This is a genomic window from Vibrio sp. 10N.247.311.47, from assembly GCF_041467535.1.
Classification (GTDB): Bacteria; Pseudomonadota; Gammaproteobacteria; order Enterobacterales; family Vibrionaceae; genus Vibrio; species Vibrio crassostreae_C.
In genome coordinates this window covers 89815-105248 of sequence record NZ_JBFSUR010000014.1, presented here as the reverse complement: position 1 = coordinate 105248, position 15434 = coordinate 89815, and the positions used below count along the sequence as shown (strand labels likewise).

General features: G+C 43.2%; 15 protein-coding genes. All 15 read left to right on the top strand.

Going from position 1 to position 15434, the window contains the following annotated elements; genetic code table 11:
* The first annotated feature begins 32 nt into the window (after window positions 1-32).
* The 15 genes from AB6E51_RS11575 (at window position 33) to mreD (ending at window position 15429) form a co-directional block, all read left to right on the top strand.
* The gene (locus AB6E51_RS11575; RefSeq protein WP_017061348.1) at window positions 33-872 is read left to right on the top strand and encodes an ExeA family protein; all 840 of its coding nucleotides are present in this window, start codon (window positions 33-35) and stop codon (window positions 870-872) included.
* A gap of 2 nt (window positions 873-874) precedes the next feature.
* The gene (locus AB6E51_RS11570; RefSeq protein WP_065584674.1) at window positions 875-2050 is read left to right on the top strand and encodes a lipopolysaccharide assembly protein LapB; all 1176 of its coding nucleotides are present in this window, start codon (window positions 875-877) and stop codon (window positions 2048-2050) included.
* Window positions 2040-3764 carry a GspE/PulE family protein gene (locus AB6E51_RS11565; RefSeq protein ID WP_372058117.1) on the top strand — a complete coding sequence of 575 codons (1725 nt, stop codon included), beginning with the start codon at window positions 2040-2042 and terminating at the stop codon, window positions 3762-3764. Before AB6E51_RS11570 ends, AB6E51_RS11565 begins: the two co-directional genes overlap by 11 nt.
* Before the next feature lie 12 nt (window positions 3765-3776).
* Window positions 3777-5000, top strand: a complete 1224-nt coding sequence (locus AB6E51_RS11560; RefSeq protein ID WP_017061351.1) for a type II secretion system F family protein — start codon at window positions 3777-3779, stop codon at window positions 4998-5000.
* A gap of 3 nt (window positions 5001-5003) precedes the next feature.
* Window positions 5004-5459 carry a hypothetical protein gene (locus AB6E51_RS11555; RefSeq protein ID WP_017068728.1) on the top strand — a complete coding sequence of 152 codons (456 nt, stop codon included), beginning with the start codon at window positions 5004-5006 and terminating at the stop codon, window positions 5457-5459.
* 79 nt (window positions 5460-5538) lie between these two features.
* Window positions 5539-6114 (top strand): prepilin-type N-terminal cleavage/methylation domain-containing protein, encoded by a 576-nt coding sequence (locus AB6E51_RS11550; RefSeq protein ID WP_102332739.1) that lies wholly within the window; start codon window positions 5539-5541, stop codon window positions 6112-6114.
* Between the two features lie 35 nt (window positions 6115-6149).
* Entirely contained in the window at window positions 6150-6614 is a 465-nt protein-coding gene (locus tag AB6E51_RS11545; RefSeq protein WP_161749894.1) for a prepilin-type N-terminal cleavage/methylation domain-containing protein, read from the top strand.
* Window positions 6615-6764: 150 nt separating this feature from the next.
* Complete coding sequence (locus AB6E51_RS11540; protein ID WP_372058118.1) at window positions 6765-7271, top strand: prepilin-type N-terminal cleavage/methylation domain-containing protein; 507 nt, start codon at window positions 6765-6767, stop codon at window positions 7269-7271.
* Window positions 7271-7660, top strand: a complete 390-nt coding sequence (locus AB6E51_RS11535) for a prepilin-type N-terminal cleavage/methylation domain-containing protein (protein WP_016790948.1) — start codon at window positions 7271-7273, stop codon at window positions 7658-7660. The genes AB6E51_RS11540 and AB6E51_RS11535 overlap by 1 nt, the downstream gene beginning before the upstream one ends.
* Window positions 7660-8403: a PilW family protein gene (locus AB6E51_RS11530; protein ID WP_017066956.1), complete on the top strand. Its 744-nt coding sequence runs from the start codon at window positions 7660-7662 to the stop codon at window positions 8401-8403. Before AB6E51_RS11535 ends, AB6E51_RS11530 begins: the two co-directional genes overlap by 1 nt.
* A complete protein-coding gene (locus AB6E51_RS11525) occupies window positions 8393-8836 on the top strand; it encodes a hypothetical protein (protein WP_029235849.1) in 444 nt (147 codons plus the stop codon). Before AB6E51_RS11530 ends, AB6E51_RS11525 begins: the two co-directional genes overlap by 11 nt.
* 3 nt (window positions 8837-8839) lie before the next feature.
* Window positions 8840-12775, top strand: coding sequence for a DUF6701 domain-containing protein (locus AB6E51_RS11520; RefSeq protein WP_372058119.1), 3936 nt, complete (start codon window positions 8840-8842; stop codon window positions 12773-12775).
* 150 nt (window positions 12776-12925) lie between these two features.
* Window positions 12926-13969 carry a rod shape-determining protein gene (locus AB6E51_RS11515; RefSeq protein WP_017068734.1) on the top strand — a complete coding sequence of 348 codons (1044 nt, stop codon included), beginning with the start codon at window positions 12926-12928 and terminating at the stop codon, window positions 13967-13969.
* A gap of 94 nt (window positions 13970-14063) precedes the next feature.
* Window positions 14064-14951: a rod shape-determining protein MreC gene (gene mreC, locus AB6E51_RS11510; RefSeq protein ID WP_004735927.1), complete on the top strand. Its 888-nt coding sequence runs from the start codon at window positions 14064-14066 to the stop codon at window positions 14949-14951.
* Window positions 14941-15429, top strand: coding sequence for a rod shape-determining protein MreD (gene mreD / locus AB6E51_RS11505; protein ID WP_017061361.1), 489 nt, complete (start codon window positions 14941-14943; stop codon window positions 15427-15429). The genes mreC and mreD overlap by 11 nt, the downstream gene beginning before the upstream one ends.
* Window positions 15430-15434 lie beyond the last annotated feature (5 nt).

Below are 15434 nucleotides of genomic sequence, written 5' to 3'. Positions count from 1 at the left end.
AGTGGCAGTGTCTCACTAAGCTAGGTCGTCGTATGTATCAAGCTCACTTTGGTTTTGAACAACTGCCATTTACCTTAACGCCGAATACCGATTTCTTCTATGGTTTAGCGCCTCATTTCGAAGCGATTCAGACGGTAATCTCGGCGTTGGAAATGGGCGAGGGCGTGATTAAGGTGACCGGAGAGGTAGGCACTGGAAAAACCATGGTTTGCCGGATGTTGGTCAATCACCTACATGACTGTACAGCTCTGATCTACTTACCAAACCCTGTGTTATCAGGGGCAGACTTGCGCCAGGCGGTTGCAACAGAGCTTGGTTTAGCTGTCGATAATGAAGCAACCTTGGTTGATAACATTCAGCATAAGCTCATTGAATTGCACAATTCTGGTTTAAGAGTGGTGGCTATTCTTGATGAAGCTCAGGCTCTATCGGATGAAGCGCTCGAAACATTAAGGTTGTTTGGTAACCTTGAAACGGAAGATAAAAAACTGCTGCAGATTGTTCTATTAGGTCAGCCAGAATTGGATGCTCGATTAGAGGCTTATCACCTAAGGCAGTTTCGCCAAAGAATCACATTTAGTTCGACACTGAGACCGCTGAATCTCGATGAAACGGTGGCTTATATTGATAATCGAATCGCTAAATCTGGTGGCAGTCCTGAGTTATTCAGCTTGAATCAAAAAAAGGCGATCTGTCGTTCGTCGTTAGGTATCCCTAGATTGATAAACCAACTTTGCCATAAGGCTCTATTGCTTTCGTTCAGTGAAGATAAGAAAAGTATCGACAACCAACATCTTTTTTCAGCTATGCATGAAACGTACGATGTGTGTAAGCCTAAATTTAAAACGCCAATACTGTGGGGTTGGAATTAATTATGAGCGTCATTAACAACGCCTTGTCTGAATTGGCAAAGAAAAAGTCAGCGACTTCGATTGAAGCGGCAGTCGTACCTAAAGTAAAAACGCGTTCCCCCCTAGTTTGGGTTGTTGCAGGTTTTACTTTGAGCTTAGCGATGGGCGGTTGGGCGATATCGCAAGGCCCTGTGATTGATCAGTCTATTGTTGAGCAGTCAATCTCAACTCGAGATTTACAGGTTCAAGTCTCTGTCGTTGATGATTCAAATGGCATTCAGGAAGTTGCTCAACCTATCTCATCGCCAACTAAGAAATTGGTGACACTAGACTCTGCGATCCTTTCAACAGAAAACACTGCGATGGCAAAAAGCGCTCAATCTAAGCCTAGTGTTTCCGAATCAGTTGTTATGTCTGCCCCAAAAGCGACAAAACAACAAACACCGGCTAAACCTCTAAGCACGCCTAAAACGATTAGGACTGACATCCCCCAACCGATTTACGTTGCTAGTGTGGCAAAAAAAGCCCCTGCGTCTATCTCTAATGAGCCTGTAGCCTCTGGTGATTCAGAAAATAGCGGAATGTTGATCGAACAGGTTGAGTTAACTCCGGAACAGCTATCTGTGAATGCACAAGGTCGAGCTCAGAAAGCGCTTGATGCGAACGATCTTACTGGTGCGTTGAAGGGCTACACTGAAGCTCTACGCTACACGCCACGAAATGAAGATGTCCGTCAGAAACTTGCGATTCTCTATTTTGGTAAAGGCGATACTCGCAAAGCCTATGAGCTTTATCAGTCTGGAATTAAGCTCAACATCAACAGTGAAAAATTGCGATTAGGGTTATCTAAACTGCTGGTTAAAGCGAATCAATCAGAAGCGGCGCTGAGCCCTTTAGTACACATGCCTCCGCATCCAACTCAAGAGTATCTAGCAATGCGTGCGGCGTTGAGCCAAAAATCACAGCAAGAAGAAATCGCACTCGAGAGTTATCAAAAGTTGGTTGAGGTCGATTCAGATAACGCTCGCTGGTGGTTGGGCTTAGCGATTCAGCAAGAACGCCAACTCGACTTCACGGCTGCTAAAGCGTCATACCAAGGTGCGTTAACCAGAGTCGGTATCTCATCTCAATCACAAAGCTTTGTGCGTGACCGGTTAAAAATACTCAATGCTTTAGAGGAGAGCGGCGATGCAAATTAGATTAAGAAAAAGACTTGGTGATTTGCTTGTCGAAGAAGGCATTATCACCGAGGCTCAAGTTGAACAAGCACTGGCCGCTCAGAAAAGTACTGGGCGTAAGCTCGGTGATGCTCTAATTGAGCTTGGCTTCTTGTCAGAACAGCAAATGCTGAGCTTTTTGTCGCAGCAGTTAGCGATTCCTCTTATTGATTTAAGTCGAGCCGTTGTCGATGTTGAAGCGGTACAGCTTTTGCCAGAAGTACATGCTCGTCGCCTTCGTGCCTTAGTGATTGGGCGCCAAGGTGACACTTTACGTGTTGCTATGAGTGACCCAGCCGATCTGTTTGCCCAAGAGTCTTTGCTTGGTCAGCTCGGCGATTATGCGCTGGAATTCGTTGTTGCTCAAGAAAGGCAATTGGTTGATGGCTTCGATCGCTATTATCGAAGAACCAAAGAGATCGCCTCGTTTGCAGAACAGCTTCACGCTGAACACCAAGTTAATGATGCCTTTGATTTCGATATCGCTGAAGAAGATAGTGATGAAGTTACCGTCGTTAAGCTGATCAACTCGCTATTTGAAGATGCTATTCAGGTTGGTGCTTCGGATATTCATATCGAGCCAGATTCAAACGTATTGCGTCTTCGTCAGCGTATTGATGGCGTACTGCATGAAACATTGCTGAATGAAGTGAATATCGCTTCTGCACTTGTACTGCGCTTGAAGCTGATGGCAAACCTCGATATTTCAGAGAAACGTCTTCCTCAAGATGGTCGCTTTAATATCCGAGCTAAAGGTCAGTCGGTTGATATTCGTATGTCGACCATGCCAGTACAGCACGGTGAATCAGTGGTTATGCGTCTTCTTAACCAGTCAGCAGGCCTACGTAAACTAGAAGAGTCGGGCATACCGAGTGAGCTGTTGGTTCGTCTGCGTCAACAATTGCGCCGTCCACATGGCATGATTTTGGTTACCGGACCAACCGGCTCAGGTAAAACAACAACCTTATACGGCGCGTTAAGTGAATTAAACGAACCGGGTAAAAAGATCATTACTGCGGAAGACCCTGTGGAATACCGCCTACCTCGTGTGAATCAAGTTCAGGTAAACCCTAAGATCAATCTCGATTTCTCTACTATCTTGAGAACCTTTCTACGTCAGGATCCCGATATTATTCTTATCGGTGAGATGCGTGACCACGAAACCGTTGAGATAGGCTTGAGAGCTGCACTGACCGGCCACTTAGTATTAAGTACGTTACATACCAATGATGCGGTAGACAGCGCGTTGCGTATGATGGATATGGGTGCTCCGGGTTACTTGGTCGCGAGCGCTGTTCGAGCAGTAGTCGCACAGCGATTAGTTCGTAAAGTGTGTACAGATTGTAAGGTTGAGGATGAGTTAGATGAACCTCGCAAGCAATGGCTGAGCGTCCGTTTCCCTAACCAAGTAGGTGTGCCGTTTATGAAAGGCCGTGGTTGCCAGAACTGTAACTTAACCGGTTACCGCGGGCGAATTGGTGTATTTGAAATGTTGGAGCTAGAGCAAAACATGATGGATGCACTGAGAGCTAATGATGCGGTAGGTTTTGCTCAAAAGGCGAGACAGTCTGAAAACTATAAACCGTTATTGGCTTCTGCGATGGAATTGGCTCTGCAAGGTGTCGTGAGTCTTGATGAGATAATGCATCTTGGCGAAGGTGATGCGTCCGGTGCCACTGACCCAATTTATCTGTAGGGGTAGAATGATATGCCAACGTATCGTTATGTAGGTCGCAGCTCTGATGGTAGTCAAGTAAGTGGGCAATTAGACGCGAATAACGAAGATCTTGCTGCTGAAAGCTTGATGAGTAAAGGGATCATTCCAACCTCTATCAAACTGGGCAAAAGTGGTGGTTCAGTACTGGATATGGATGTATCGAGTCTGTTCTTTCCGAGTGTACCGTTAGAGGTGTTGGTTCTGTTTTGTCGACAGTTATACAGCCTAACCAAAGCGGGTGTACCACTATTAAGATCGATGAAAGGCCTCACTCAAAACTGCGAAAATAAGCAGCTGAAAGCCGCCTTGGAAGAGGTGGTTGCTGAGCTAACCAATGGTCGCGGCTTAGCGGCGTCAATGCAGATGCACCCAAAGGTATTCAGTCCGTTGTTTGTCTCGATGATTGGCGTTGGTGAAAACACAGGCCGTCTAGATCAGGCTTTACTGCAATTAGCTGGATATTACGAACAAGAAGTTGAGACTCGCAAACGAATTAAGACTGCGATGCGTTACCCAACATTCGTGATCAGTTTTATCTTGATCGCAATGTTCATTCTTAACATCAAGGTTATTCCACAGTTCTCAAGCATGTTTGCGCGCTTTGGTGTCGACTTGCCGCTGCCTACTCGTATCTTGATTGGTATGTCTGAGTTCTTTGTGAATTACTGGGGCTTAATGCTTGGAGTGATCTTTGGTCTTATCTTCGCTTTTAAAGCTTGGGTGAAGACAGACAAAGGCTTGGAAAAGTGGGATCGATTACGCTTAAAAATGCCGGTCATTGGCGGGGTAGTGAATCGAGCACTGTTGTCACGCTTCTCGCGTACTTTTGCTTTGATGCTTAAAGCGGGTGTTCCACTGAACCAGTCGCTAGCGCTTTCGGCGGAAGCTTTAGATAACCGTTTTCTAGAGTTGCGAGTTCAAGCCATGAAATCGGCCATTGAAGCCGGTAGTACGGTTTCGTCGACCGCGATTAACAGCGAAATTTTCACACCGCTCGTGATACAAATGATCTCCGTCGGTGAAGAGACGGGTCGTATTGATGAGCTATTACTTGAAGTGGCTGATTTTTATGACCGCGAAGTCGATTACGATCTGAAAACCTTAACCGCCAGAATTGAACCCATTTTGTTAACCATCGTTGCAGGCATGGTGCTGATTTTGGCGCTAGGTATCTTCTTGCCGATGTGGGGAATGTTGGATGCGATCAAAGGCTAGGGAATGCTAAATAACCTACAACGCTCACGTTTTGTTATTTGGACAGTGGTTATTCTTTTTCTTATTGTCGGTGTGCTTTCGGCATTCAAAACGGTAGAAGAGGAAGCGACTAACACGGCATTTATCGTCGCGAGCAAGCGGATTTTGGAGCAAGCCAATTTGTTCAAACAGCAGTATTTGTTATCGGGTGCTGGGCAAGAAGAAGGCTCGGAACCCCCAAAGATCTACAGCAGAACTGGGTGGGTAATGCCTATCCAAGGTACGGAGCGAGACTGTAATTATTGGCTGGATCAATTATATCCTCAAGGGAGCATTTTAGGGCTAAGCTCTCCAAGAGTTGAAGATAAAAGTGACAACAGACACTTTCACTGTAGTTATCATTATACTGATAAATATCAGGTAGATATATTACTTGAAAGAGAAAGGTTTAGTGTAAAAGCCAATATTTTGGCTTTGTGAAAATATTGACAGTTTTAGTATGGTTTTATACGTGCGCGAATGTATAATGCGCGTTAATAATTAGATGAGTAGGTAGAAAATGCTTAAGAATCAAAAGGGTTTCTCCCTTGTCGAATTAGTGATAGTGATCGTAGTTGTTGGTTTATTGGCGGTCGCTGCGTTGCCTCGTTTTCTTGATGTGACGGATGAAGCCAAGAAATCCAGTATTGAAGGTGTCGCTGGTGGCTTTGCAACGGCTGTTTTGTCAGCAAGAGCACAATGGGAAGCGGAAGCAAGGCCGTCAGAGAAGATAGGTGTTGAAACATACAATACTGTAAACTATGATGGTGTTGATTTTTGGTTAACAAGATCAAAAAACAGTAACAACGTCGAGACCGACTTTCGTGATGGCTATCCGTGGACTCTGAACAATAATTCGAGCACTGCTCCACAAGATATTTCAGACCAAACATGTTCTGAGTTGATGGAAAACTTGCTGCAAAATCCACCTAAAGTAGGTGCGGTTTCAGATGTAGCGAACGACTCAAACTACAAGTATTCAGCGCAAGCAAATTCTGGTGATGCAACCTGTACTTACGTTCAATTAGAAGGTAGTACCGAGCATGAATTTGTTTACGAAATTAAAACTGGTCGTGTGACCGTAACTTTGCAGTAAGTCTGCGTAAAATTAAACATAGAGAGAGCTTAACTATGAAAAGACAAGGCGGTTTCACCCTAATCGAACTAGTGGTTGTAATTGTTATTCTAGGTATTCTTGCTGTAACTGCGGCACCACGTTTCCTAAACTTGCAAGATGATGCGAAAGAATCAGCACTACAAGGTTTAGCCGGAGCAATGAACGGTGCTTCAGGTATTGTATTTGGTAAGTCAGCGATTGCTGGTCTAGAAGCTAGTGCTGCTGCATCAATTACTGAAAATAACGTGACAATTAACACGGTTCTTGGCTACCCAGAAGCTACTTCAGCTGGTATCGGTAATGCAACTGATATGGATGGCTTCAACATTCTTGCTGGCGGTGGTACTGCTCAAGGTGCAACTATCGAATATGGTTTTACTGGTTACACAGACTTCTGTGTTCAATACACAGCTGCAACATCATCAGCTCAAGCTACAGCTCGTGTAGTGTCAAGTGCAAGCGGTACAAACTGTCAATAAGTTCGCTTATTGTTAATGTATGATGAGGCCAGCTCTTGCTGGCCTTTTTTCTATCCAGTGCATATAAATATCAAAACTATTCATATACATAATATCGAAAGCTTCGTTATTTTGTATAATCAGTATTCGCTAGACAGTTAGAGGCTCATTATGGATAACAGCCCCATATCCAACGGCTTTACTCTGGTAGAGCTGATCATCGTTATCATTATTCTTGCTATCGTATCTATTACCGCTGTATCACGTATGTCCGGTCGAAGTAGCTTTGAACTTTATGCCTTACAAGATCAAGTCATTTCAGTTGTTAGGCAGGTTCAAGTCAACCGCATGCAATCCAACCTTGATTCGTCATCTCCTTTAGACCAAGATAATTTTCAACTCGTGGCTGATGGAAATTGTCTTGGTTCATCTAATGCGTGCTCATCCGACGAAGAGTCAGTTTCGCGAAGTGATCGTGTGTTGGAACATGGGTACTTATTTCGCTACCAACCTGATCTTACAGATAACACCCTGGAATTTGACCTTTTAGGAAATCCTACCCTAGCAGCTTCGGCTGGAGTAGGTATAGAGATCAGTGAACAAGCAAACTCAGAAAACCGAGTTTGGGTTTGTATTAATGAGCAAGGCTTTGTTTCTGCTGAAGTGGGAAGGTGTTGATGGTGAAAAACAATGTAAAAGGATTCACTTTAATAGAATCAGTGATTGTAATCGTCTTACTGGGTTTTGCGGCGCTTACATTATCCTCTTTTTTAGCTCCACAATCTGCCCAATCTAGCGATGCAAACTACTACAATCGAGCTTCAGCATTAGGTAGTAGTGTTATGTCTAGGTTACTTGCTCAAAGCTATACGGATATTGATACGTTTGATGGTGAAACGGATCTAAGCAACTTGATTAAAGATGCATCTACCTACATAAACTTTCAAGTTGAGGTTTCTATAGACCCAGTATCAGGCGCGAGTAGTAATCTTAAATCTGTCATTGTCGAAGTTACTTCAAGCTCGCAGCCAACAGTGTCCTTTAATGCTTTTAAGGGGAACTATTGATGCGAATGAAAGGCTTTACATTGATCGAGTTGATTCTAGCCATCGTTGTATCTAGCATTCTGTTGCTCGGTTTAGCTAATTTCACGGAAGTGGGTGTAAAAGGTTATTTTAGTACGGTAGAACGTTATCGCTTACAAACTGAAGCCAATTTTGTTATTGAAAAAATATCACGTGAGATGAGGCATGCAGTACCAAACCTATTCCCCTCAGCAGTATCTAGCGGTTGTGTCTCTTTTTACCCAATCGTAGACTCTGGTTTCTATGTGGTATCAGGGGCAGATATTAATTTTTTAGTAGGCGATTCAGATAGTGATATTCAATCACTGAAAAACTTATCAATGGTTATTAACCCAACGCGCCCTTACGAAGAAATTAATAATATCGATAATGTATTCTCATTAACTAATATCAGCCAAGTTACAGGAACAAATGTCTCAGGAGCTGCATTTACTTTGGTCGATCAGGCTAGTGATTTGGTCGGAGGGTCTGTGAGTAATCGGCATTATATTTTTGACGATGATAATCCTGTTGAATACTGTCTTTCTGGCGATGATTTTTTAACAAGAGCCAATGGTGGAGCGCCAGTTACCATTAGTGATAAATTAAATGTTGCTAAAAGCTCCCTTTTATATTCTCCGGCTACGGTTCAGCAAAATGGAATTGTAGATCTAACCTTTACATTTACTGTTAATGGTGAAACCACGACCTTTGAACAAGAAGTGCAGGTGCTCAATGTCCCGTAGTTATCAACAGCGTGGTAGCGCACTTATAATAGTTATTTTTGTCATCGTTATTGTTGGGTTTCTCGCGACAAGTTTAACGCGTACCAGTTGGTCAACTCACGATACCAATACCCGCTCAGTATTGGGCACTCAGGCATGGCTATTAAGCCATTCTGTTAATGAGTATGTAATGACTCAGTTTTATCCGAGCCTTGACCCACTTGCCTCTTCTGCTGTTTCCGCCGCGTGTACTAACCTAGAGCCACTTGGTGTAGTTTCTGAAGCTAAATCTTTGATATCCAGAGTACCAATGAACTGCTCTCTTAATAGTTTAGAGTGCTCAAGTCGTGGTGAATTAGGTGGTTTTGTTTTTTATGTTTTAGAGTCTTCGGTTGTTTGTGGTTCAGGTATCAATCAAGTACAGCGTATTCAAGAAGTTTGGGTGAGGGAATAAACGATGATAAAGCATTTCTCTGTATTATTAGTTGCGCTTTTTTTATCTCCATTAGTTCAAGCTAATGTTAATACCAACCCTCAGTTTGAGTTTGGTACGGTTCCTGCCGATAAATGTGATATATCCGGACCAACAGTAGAGTGTGTCATTGAGTTTGAAAACACCTATGATTCAGCGCCTTTGGTGTTTGTCATGTCAACGGTTAATGCGAGTCGTTCAAACTTTGATAGTAAGACGACAGAATACCCTTCTGATCTCCGAGTTTGGTCTGTTTCATCGAGCCAGGCAACAATAAAGCAACTACTTCCACCCCATGATGCGGCATGTGTTCGCTTGAAACAGAATAACAATGGGCAGTGGCGATGCAGCACCAATACCAACGATCCTTTAGTGGAGTACGTTGATGCTCCGATGGAAAATATCGACTATTTGGTCATTGAGCCAGGCGTTCTGGAGTTTGATAGTGGGGCGAAATTAGTTGCAGGGACCATTGATTATAACCGTACTTATTCAAATGCTGGTGGTGGAGCTAATAATAGTAAATCGGTGCAATTCAGTGATTTTGGCTTGTCATCCAACTTTAGCTCTTCCCCAGGCGTTTTAGTACAGATTCAAAGCTTGAGCAATATGCAAGGTAGCGCTCCTGTTTGGTTAACCCCAATTGCTCTAAACCCGACAACAAGTACATTTAATCTAGTCCTCGATCGCTCAGAAGTTTCATCTAATGCTCAGCTTACTAGTAATGAACAAGTTGCTTTTGTCGCAGGGCTAGGTGAAGGGTTTATAAATGGACAGAAATTTTGGCTTGGTCAAGGATCAACATCAAATACGCTGAATATCGATGATAGGGTTATCAAACCAATCACAGAAGGTTGTCAGCTTGTACAAAATTTTTCAGCTTCTGGTTTTTCGGGTATCCCGACATTGCTCGCGTCAAAGCGTACACGTAATGGTAACAATGGCGGCTGGCTGAGACGTTGTTCAGTATCGACAACGGGTGTTGCTTTAATTAACGAGGAAGACATGGCCCGAGATGATGAACGTGCGCATGTTGTAGAGCCCTATTCGTACTTTTTATTTGATAAGCCGCCAACGAGTGAAATTTGTCAGTTATTCCCTTCACCAGCTCAAACATGGAAAAATAACGAGAATACTTATATTTTGTTGGATACATCGGAGGGGATAGAAGGAGCGTTAGTATCAAATGGAAAGAGGTATATAGGGTTTCCTCAAAATACGATAACAGGAAATAAGAAGGAGAGCGCTTGTGATAGTACGGAGTGTTATGGTGAAGAAGGATTGTTGGTTAATAAGCAAGAACTAGAAAGCTTCCAATCTCCTGATAATGGACTGGAGACTGTAAATGTATGGCAGGATGATGCAGAATTTTCTAATAATGAATCAATAGGAAGTTTGAGTGTTGGAAAAGGCTCTGTAACATTTTATAGCGGCACATACTGGGTCGGTAGTTTGGATATTAATAACGCAGGGAGAGTCATTATCCCTGACGGAGAAAAAGTTATTATTCACATAGGAAAAGTGAATTTAAGTAATAATGATTCATTTTTCGGTGAAGAAGGTGATGGGCAACTAGTAGCTTTTATCCACGCATTGCAAAACTCTACTGTTAACTTTGCCAACCGGAGTGAGTTTAGAGGTCTTTTATATAGCGAAGTCGATGTCATTATGAGCAACCAGTCAACGGTCTATGGTGCAGTTACTGCTAAGGCTATTAGCCTGAGGAATACTTCTAAGATTATTGCGACTGACAATCATTGTTTTCAACCTTCGGATGACTATGAAATTGATATTTCCCCAGCAACCGATTTAGCTTTGATGTGTGGCGACGACTCCCCTCAATTTACCATTAATACCTCTAATAATGGTGTGGCGGGAAGCCTAGGTGTTACGGTGAGTATTACGCCAGACGCTGATGAATTCGACGTTTCTGTACTGCAAGGACAAGGTTCAGGTACTTACCCTAATTATGTTTCAAATGACGATGGTGAATTAACTTTAAAAGTTGTCGCTAAAGATACTGCCAATATTGATTTTGATACAGGTTATAAGCTAACGGCGACATTAGTCGATGATTCTGGTAAAGAGGTTGAAAGCCAGTTCAAGTTCGTACCATTTAAATTTTCTTTAGTGGATGGTGATAGTCCAACAAATCGCCTTGACGTTATTGCGGGGCAAGCTACTCCTACGGTAACTAAAGTTTTAGCCTGTGACCTAGGTGACTCTATTGTAGTTGCCGAAAACTATGTAGGAGAAGCCGAGAAGCAAGTAACCATTACTCATGAGCTGGATAATTCTTGGAATGGCTCTGATGGAACGTTAACTTACTTACCTGAATTCAAAAAAGGCAGCGCTGCAACTGACTTAACTATCTCTGAGTCAGGGCTTTTCAACGTCACTTTAAAAGATAGCAGTTTTGATTGTACTGGTTTCGCTGGTTGTCCTGATGATGGGAGTTACGATTTAGAAGGGAGCTTTTCTATTTATTCTCGCCCGTGGCAATTTGCGATCTGTACGGATAATAACTCTGATGGTAACAGCAGTAGTGGGGCAGCATTTGTTGCCGCCGGTGAGGCGTTTGATGTGTACGCTCGTCCAATAAAATATACTAACTCATATTCTGTTTGTGGCGATGATAACTTGTTGACGTACAATTACTTTAAGTCGACAGCAAGCGTGGAAGTTACAACGACTTTAGATACACCTCTAATTACGGTTTATCCTGACGCTAAGTTAGGTGATTTAACCCCTGAAACTCAGCTAATTAAACAAATTTCATCGAATGATCAGTCTAACAAAGGCTATAAATTTGAAAGTTTAAAATACTCAGAGGTGGGTAGTTTTAACTTTGTTGCAACTGAAACTGGCAGCTTCTACGGGAGTATCCTTGGCGGCTTTTCTGGCATTAAGTCTATTGGACGTTTTTATCCTAAATATTTTAAGGTTTATTTGGATGAGACAGTGTTTCCACCATTAGTCACTGATTGGTTATACCCAAGTTCTCAAAATTTCACATATATGAATCAGCCTTTTGGTGTGGATGAGTTTTACGTAGAGGCATTGAACGAAAATAGAGATAGCGTGAAAAACTATGTGTATTTTCACTCTGATCTTCAGGCTGATTTAGTACTTGACCAAATTGATTCTAACGGTCTATTTTCGGGACGTTTTGTTGCGGCAAATCAGTTAACAGGAAGTTGGCCTGGAAAAGCAGGTACAGCACGTTTAGTTAATGGTAAAAGTGTAGGGAAGTTTAGTCATTCGATAGGAAGTACTTGTAGTAGTAGCTTGTGTTGGAGCAAGAAAATAGCAGCACAGAAGTACGAAGATGGTCCTTTCAATCTGAATGAAGTGGGTCAAGATACCTCAATTAGTATCGCGGCTCCTATATCTACAGGAAGTAATGAAGACCCGATAGCATTTTTCAATCTAGATGATCAAAGGTTAGATGTGCAGCCCGATATTCGCTTTGGTCGAATAGATCTAGACGATGTTGGTGGTAATTCAGGATCAACAATTGCTATTCCTCTAAGAGCAGAGTATTGGAATGGCAGCCGCTTTGTTCTCAATGAAGATGATAATGCTACAAACGTCGAAGCTTCTACGAGTGCTAGCGATGTTGTTTGGTCTGAAGATGGCGGCGTCACCACGACAGTAACATTCGATAATGGCGGCCAAGTCTCTGGTGGAGAGTCTCGTAACCTGACGGCTTCTCAAGGCGATGACGTAAGCATCCGTGAACAAGTGCAGTTGTGGCAAAATATGGATGATATTCCATGGCTCAGATACGATTGGGATAGCGATAAGGTTTCGGATGAGGTAAATGGAGAGCAGGATCCCTCCACCGTCGTCACATTTGGTATTTACCGCGGTAACGATCGTGTGATCTACCGAGGTGAAAGTGGCTTAACAGGTCAGTAATAATATAATTTTTGCCCCTTAAGTTAGGAATCTGTAAGAAATTGCGGGTTTCAGTCCATGTTTGTACTTCAATGCCTTGCCGTAACAGCAAGGCATTGGTACATTTAGTGCAATTTTTGTCTTCTAATTCTTGCAGGATGAGCGAAGAATATGTTTAAAAAACTTCGTGGCATGTTTTCAAACGACCTATCGATTGATTTAGGTACAGCCAATACCCTTATTTATGTAAAAGGCCAAGGCATTGTTCTTGATGAGCCTTCAGTTGTAGCTATTCGCCAAGATCGTGCGGGTTCTGCAAAGAGTGTCGCTGCTGTTGGCCACGCTGCTAAGCAAATGCTTGGTCGTACGCCTGGTAACATTTCAGCGATCCGTCCAATGAAAGATGGCGTAATTGCTGATTTCTACGTAACGGAAAAAATGCTTCAGCACTTCATCAAACAAGTGCATGACAACAGTGTGCTTAAACCAAGTCCTCGTGTTTTGGTTTGTGTACCTTGTGGTTCAACACAGGTTGAGCGTCGTGCTATCCGTGAATCAGCGTTAGGTGCTGGTGCTCGTGAGGTTTACCTAATCGATGAGCCTATGGCTGCTGCGATTGGTGCTGGCCTACGTGTCTCTGAGCCAACAGGTTCAATGGTTGTTGATATCGGTGGTGGTACTACTGAAGTTGCGGTTATCTCACTGAACGGTGTGGTTTACTCGTCTTCTGTTCGCATTGGTGGTGACCGTTTTGATGAAGCGATCATCAACTACGTTCGTCGTAACTACGGCAGCTTGATCGGTGAAGCGACAGCAGAGAAGATCAAACACGAAATCGGTTCAGCTTACCCTGGCGATGAAGTCAATGAGATCGAAGTTCGCGGTCGTAACCTTGCTGAAGGTGTGCCTCGTAGCTTTAGCCTAAACTCAAACGAAATCCTTGAAGCACTTCAAGAACCTCTATCTGGCATCGTATCTGCAGTGATGGTTGCACTTGAACAGTGTCCACCAGAGCTGGCTTCTGATATCTCAGAAAACGGTATGGTACTAACAGGTGGTGGTGCACTGCTTAAAGACCTTGATCGCCTGTTAACAGAAGAAACAGGTATCCCTGTTGTTGTTGCAGAAGAGCCATTAACGTGTGTTGCTCTAGGTGGCGGTAAAGCTCTAGAGATGATCGACATGCACGGCGGCGATCTGTTCAGCGAAGAATAATATCTAGTGTTAGGCTCTTTTCTTATCTAGTTTTATGTAAAGAGCCTAGGACCTTGTCTATAGGATCAAATGTAGCTCTAGGACCAAATATAGAATGAAGCCAATTTTTGGTAGAGGTCCCTCTCTACAATTGCGCCTGTTTTTTGCTGTAATTTTATCAGCCAGCCTTATGCTGGCTGATAGTCGTTTAGATGCTTTCTCAAATGTTCGCTATCTATTAAACAGCATGGTTGCGCCTATTCAATATGCAGCCAACTTGCCTCGCACTATGTTCGATGGTGTTTACGACCGTTTTAGCACTCGCAAAGGGTTAATTGAATCTAACCATAATATTAAACGAGAAGTCTTGCGTCTGAAGAGCGAGCTGATTCTGCTTGAGCAATATCAAGAAGAAAACAAGCGCCTTCGTAAGCTGTTAGGCTCGCCGTTTATCCGTGATGAGAAGAAAGTCGTCACAGAAGTTATGGCGGTAGACACTTCACCATATCGCCATCAAGTCGTGATCGACAAAGGTCAGATTGATGGGGTGTATGAAGGTCAGCCGGTGATCAACGAAAAAGGCATTGTCGGCCAAGTCACTTTCGTTGCTGCTCATAATAGTCGTGTATTACTACTCACTGATGCAAACAATGCGATTCCTGTTCAGGTTATTCGTAATGACATCCGTGTGATTGCTTCGGGCAATGGCATGATTGATGAGATCCAGCTAGAGCACATTCCAACCAGTACCGATATACAAGAAGAAGATCTGTTGGTGACATCAGGTCTTGGTGGGGTATATCCAGAAGGTTATCCAGTCGCCTATGTTACGGCCGTTGATTACGACCCGAAACGTGAGTTCGCTGTGATTAAAGCAGAGCCTGTGGTTGAGTTCGATAAGCTCAGATACCTGCTGCTTGTATGGCCTGATGAAAACAAACAGATGCAAGCGGATCAATCGAGCATAGAACAAGCATTGTTAGAGGGCGAAGATGGCCAATAGCGTTTTGAGAAGCAAGGTAGTAATTTTCTGCTCATTTTTAATAGCACTGATTCTGCAGACGATCCCTTGGCCTGGTAGCTTAGATTTATTTAGACCATCTTGGTTACTGCTGGTTACGTGTTACTGGGTTTTGGCTCTACCGCATCGTGTTAACGTGGGTAGTGCTTTGATTTTAGGCTTATTGTGGGACCTTTTGATCGGCTCTACTCTGGGTATTCGAGGCATGATGATGGCAATAGTGATGTACATTATTGCGATGAACTTCCTCGTCATTCGTAACATGGCGTTATGGCAGCAAGCGATGATCATTGCCGCGTTAACGGTCTTGTTTGAGGTGTTGATCTTCTTTGGTGAATATTTGATCCAAGATGTTGTTTTCAATCCGTTATCGTTATGGAGCGCATTGATAAACTGTATACTTTGGCCTTGGATGTTTTTATTAATGAGACGCGTGCGTCGCCATTGGCATGTGAGGTAGCGTGA

Bases quoted from the DNA above. Each gene is read 5' to 3' on its own strand.
- AB6E51_RS11575 (WP_017061348.1), top strand. From the start codon at position 33: ATGTATCAAGCTCACTTTGGTTTTGAACAACTGCCATTTACCTTAACG.
- AB6E51_RS11570 (WP_065584674.1), top strand. From the start codon at position 875: ATGAGCGTCATTAACAACGCCTTGTCTGAATTGGCAAAGAAAAAGTCA.
- AB6E51_RS11565 (WP_372058117.1), top strand. From the start codon at position 2,040: ATGCAAATTAGATTAAGAAAAAGACTTGGTGATTTGCTTGTCGAAGAA.
- AB6E51_RS11560 (WP_017061351.1), top strand. From the start codon at position 3,777: ATGCCAACGTATCGTTATGTAGGTCGCAGCTCTGATGGTAGTCAAGTA.
- AB6E51_RS11555 (WP_017068728.1), top strand. From the start codon at position 5,004: ATGCTAAATAACCTACAACGCTCACGTTTTGTTATTTGGACAGTGGTT.
- AB6E51_RS11550 (WP_102332739.1), top strand. From the start codon at position 5,539: ATGCTTAAGAATCAAAAGGGTTTCTCCCTTGTCGAATTAGTGATAGTG.
- AB6E51_RS11545 (WP_161749894.1), top strand. From the start codon at position 6,150: ATGAAAAGACAAGGCGGTTTCACCCTAATCGAACTAGTGGTTGTAATT.
- AB6E51_RS11540 (WP_372058118.1), top strand. From the start codon at position 6,765: ATGGATAACAGCCCCATATCCAACGGCTTTACTCTGGTAGAGCTGATC.
- AB6E51_RS11535 (WP_016790948.1), top strand. From the start codon at position 7,271: ATGGTGAAAAACAATGTAAAAGGATTCACTTTAATAGAATCAGTGATT.
- AB6E51_RS11530 (WP_017066956.1), top strand. From the start codon at position 7,660: ATGCGAATGAAAGGCTTTACATTGATCGAGTTGATTCTAGCCATCGTT.
- AB6E51_RS11525 (WP_029235849.1), top strand. From the start codon at position 8,393: ATGTCCCGTAGTTATCAACAGCGTGGTAGCGCACTTATAATAGTTATT.
- AB6E51_RS11520 (WP_372058119.1), top strand. From the start codon at position 8,840: ATGATAAAGCATTTCTCTGTATTATTAGTTGCGCTTTTTTTATCTCCA.
- AB6E51_RS11515 (WP_017068734.1), top strand. From the start codon at position 12,926: ATGTTTAAAAAACTTCGTGGCATGTTTTCAAACGACCTATCGATTGAT.
- mreC (WP_004735927.1), top strand. From the start codon at position 14,064: ATGAAGCCAATTTTTGGTAGAGGTCCCTCTCTACAATTGCGCCTGTTT.
- mreD (WP_017061361.1), top strand. From the start codon at position 14,941: ATGGCCAATAGCGTTTTGAGAAGCAAGGTAGTAATTTTCTGCTCATTT.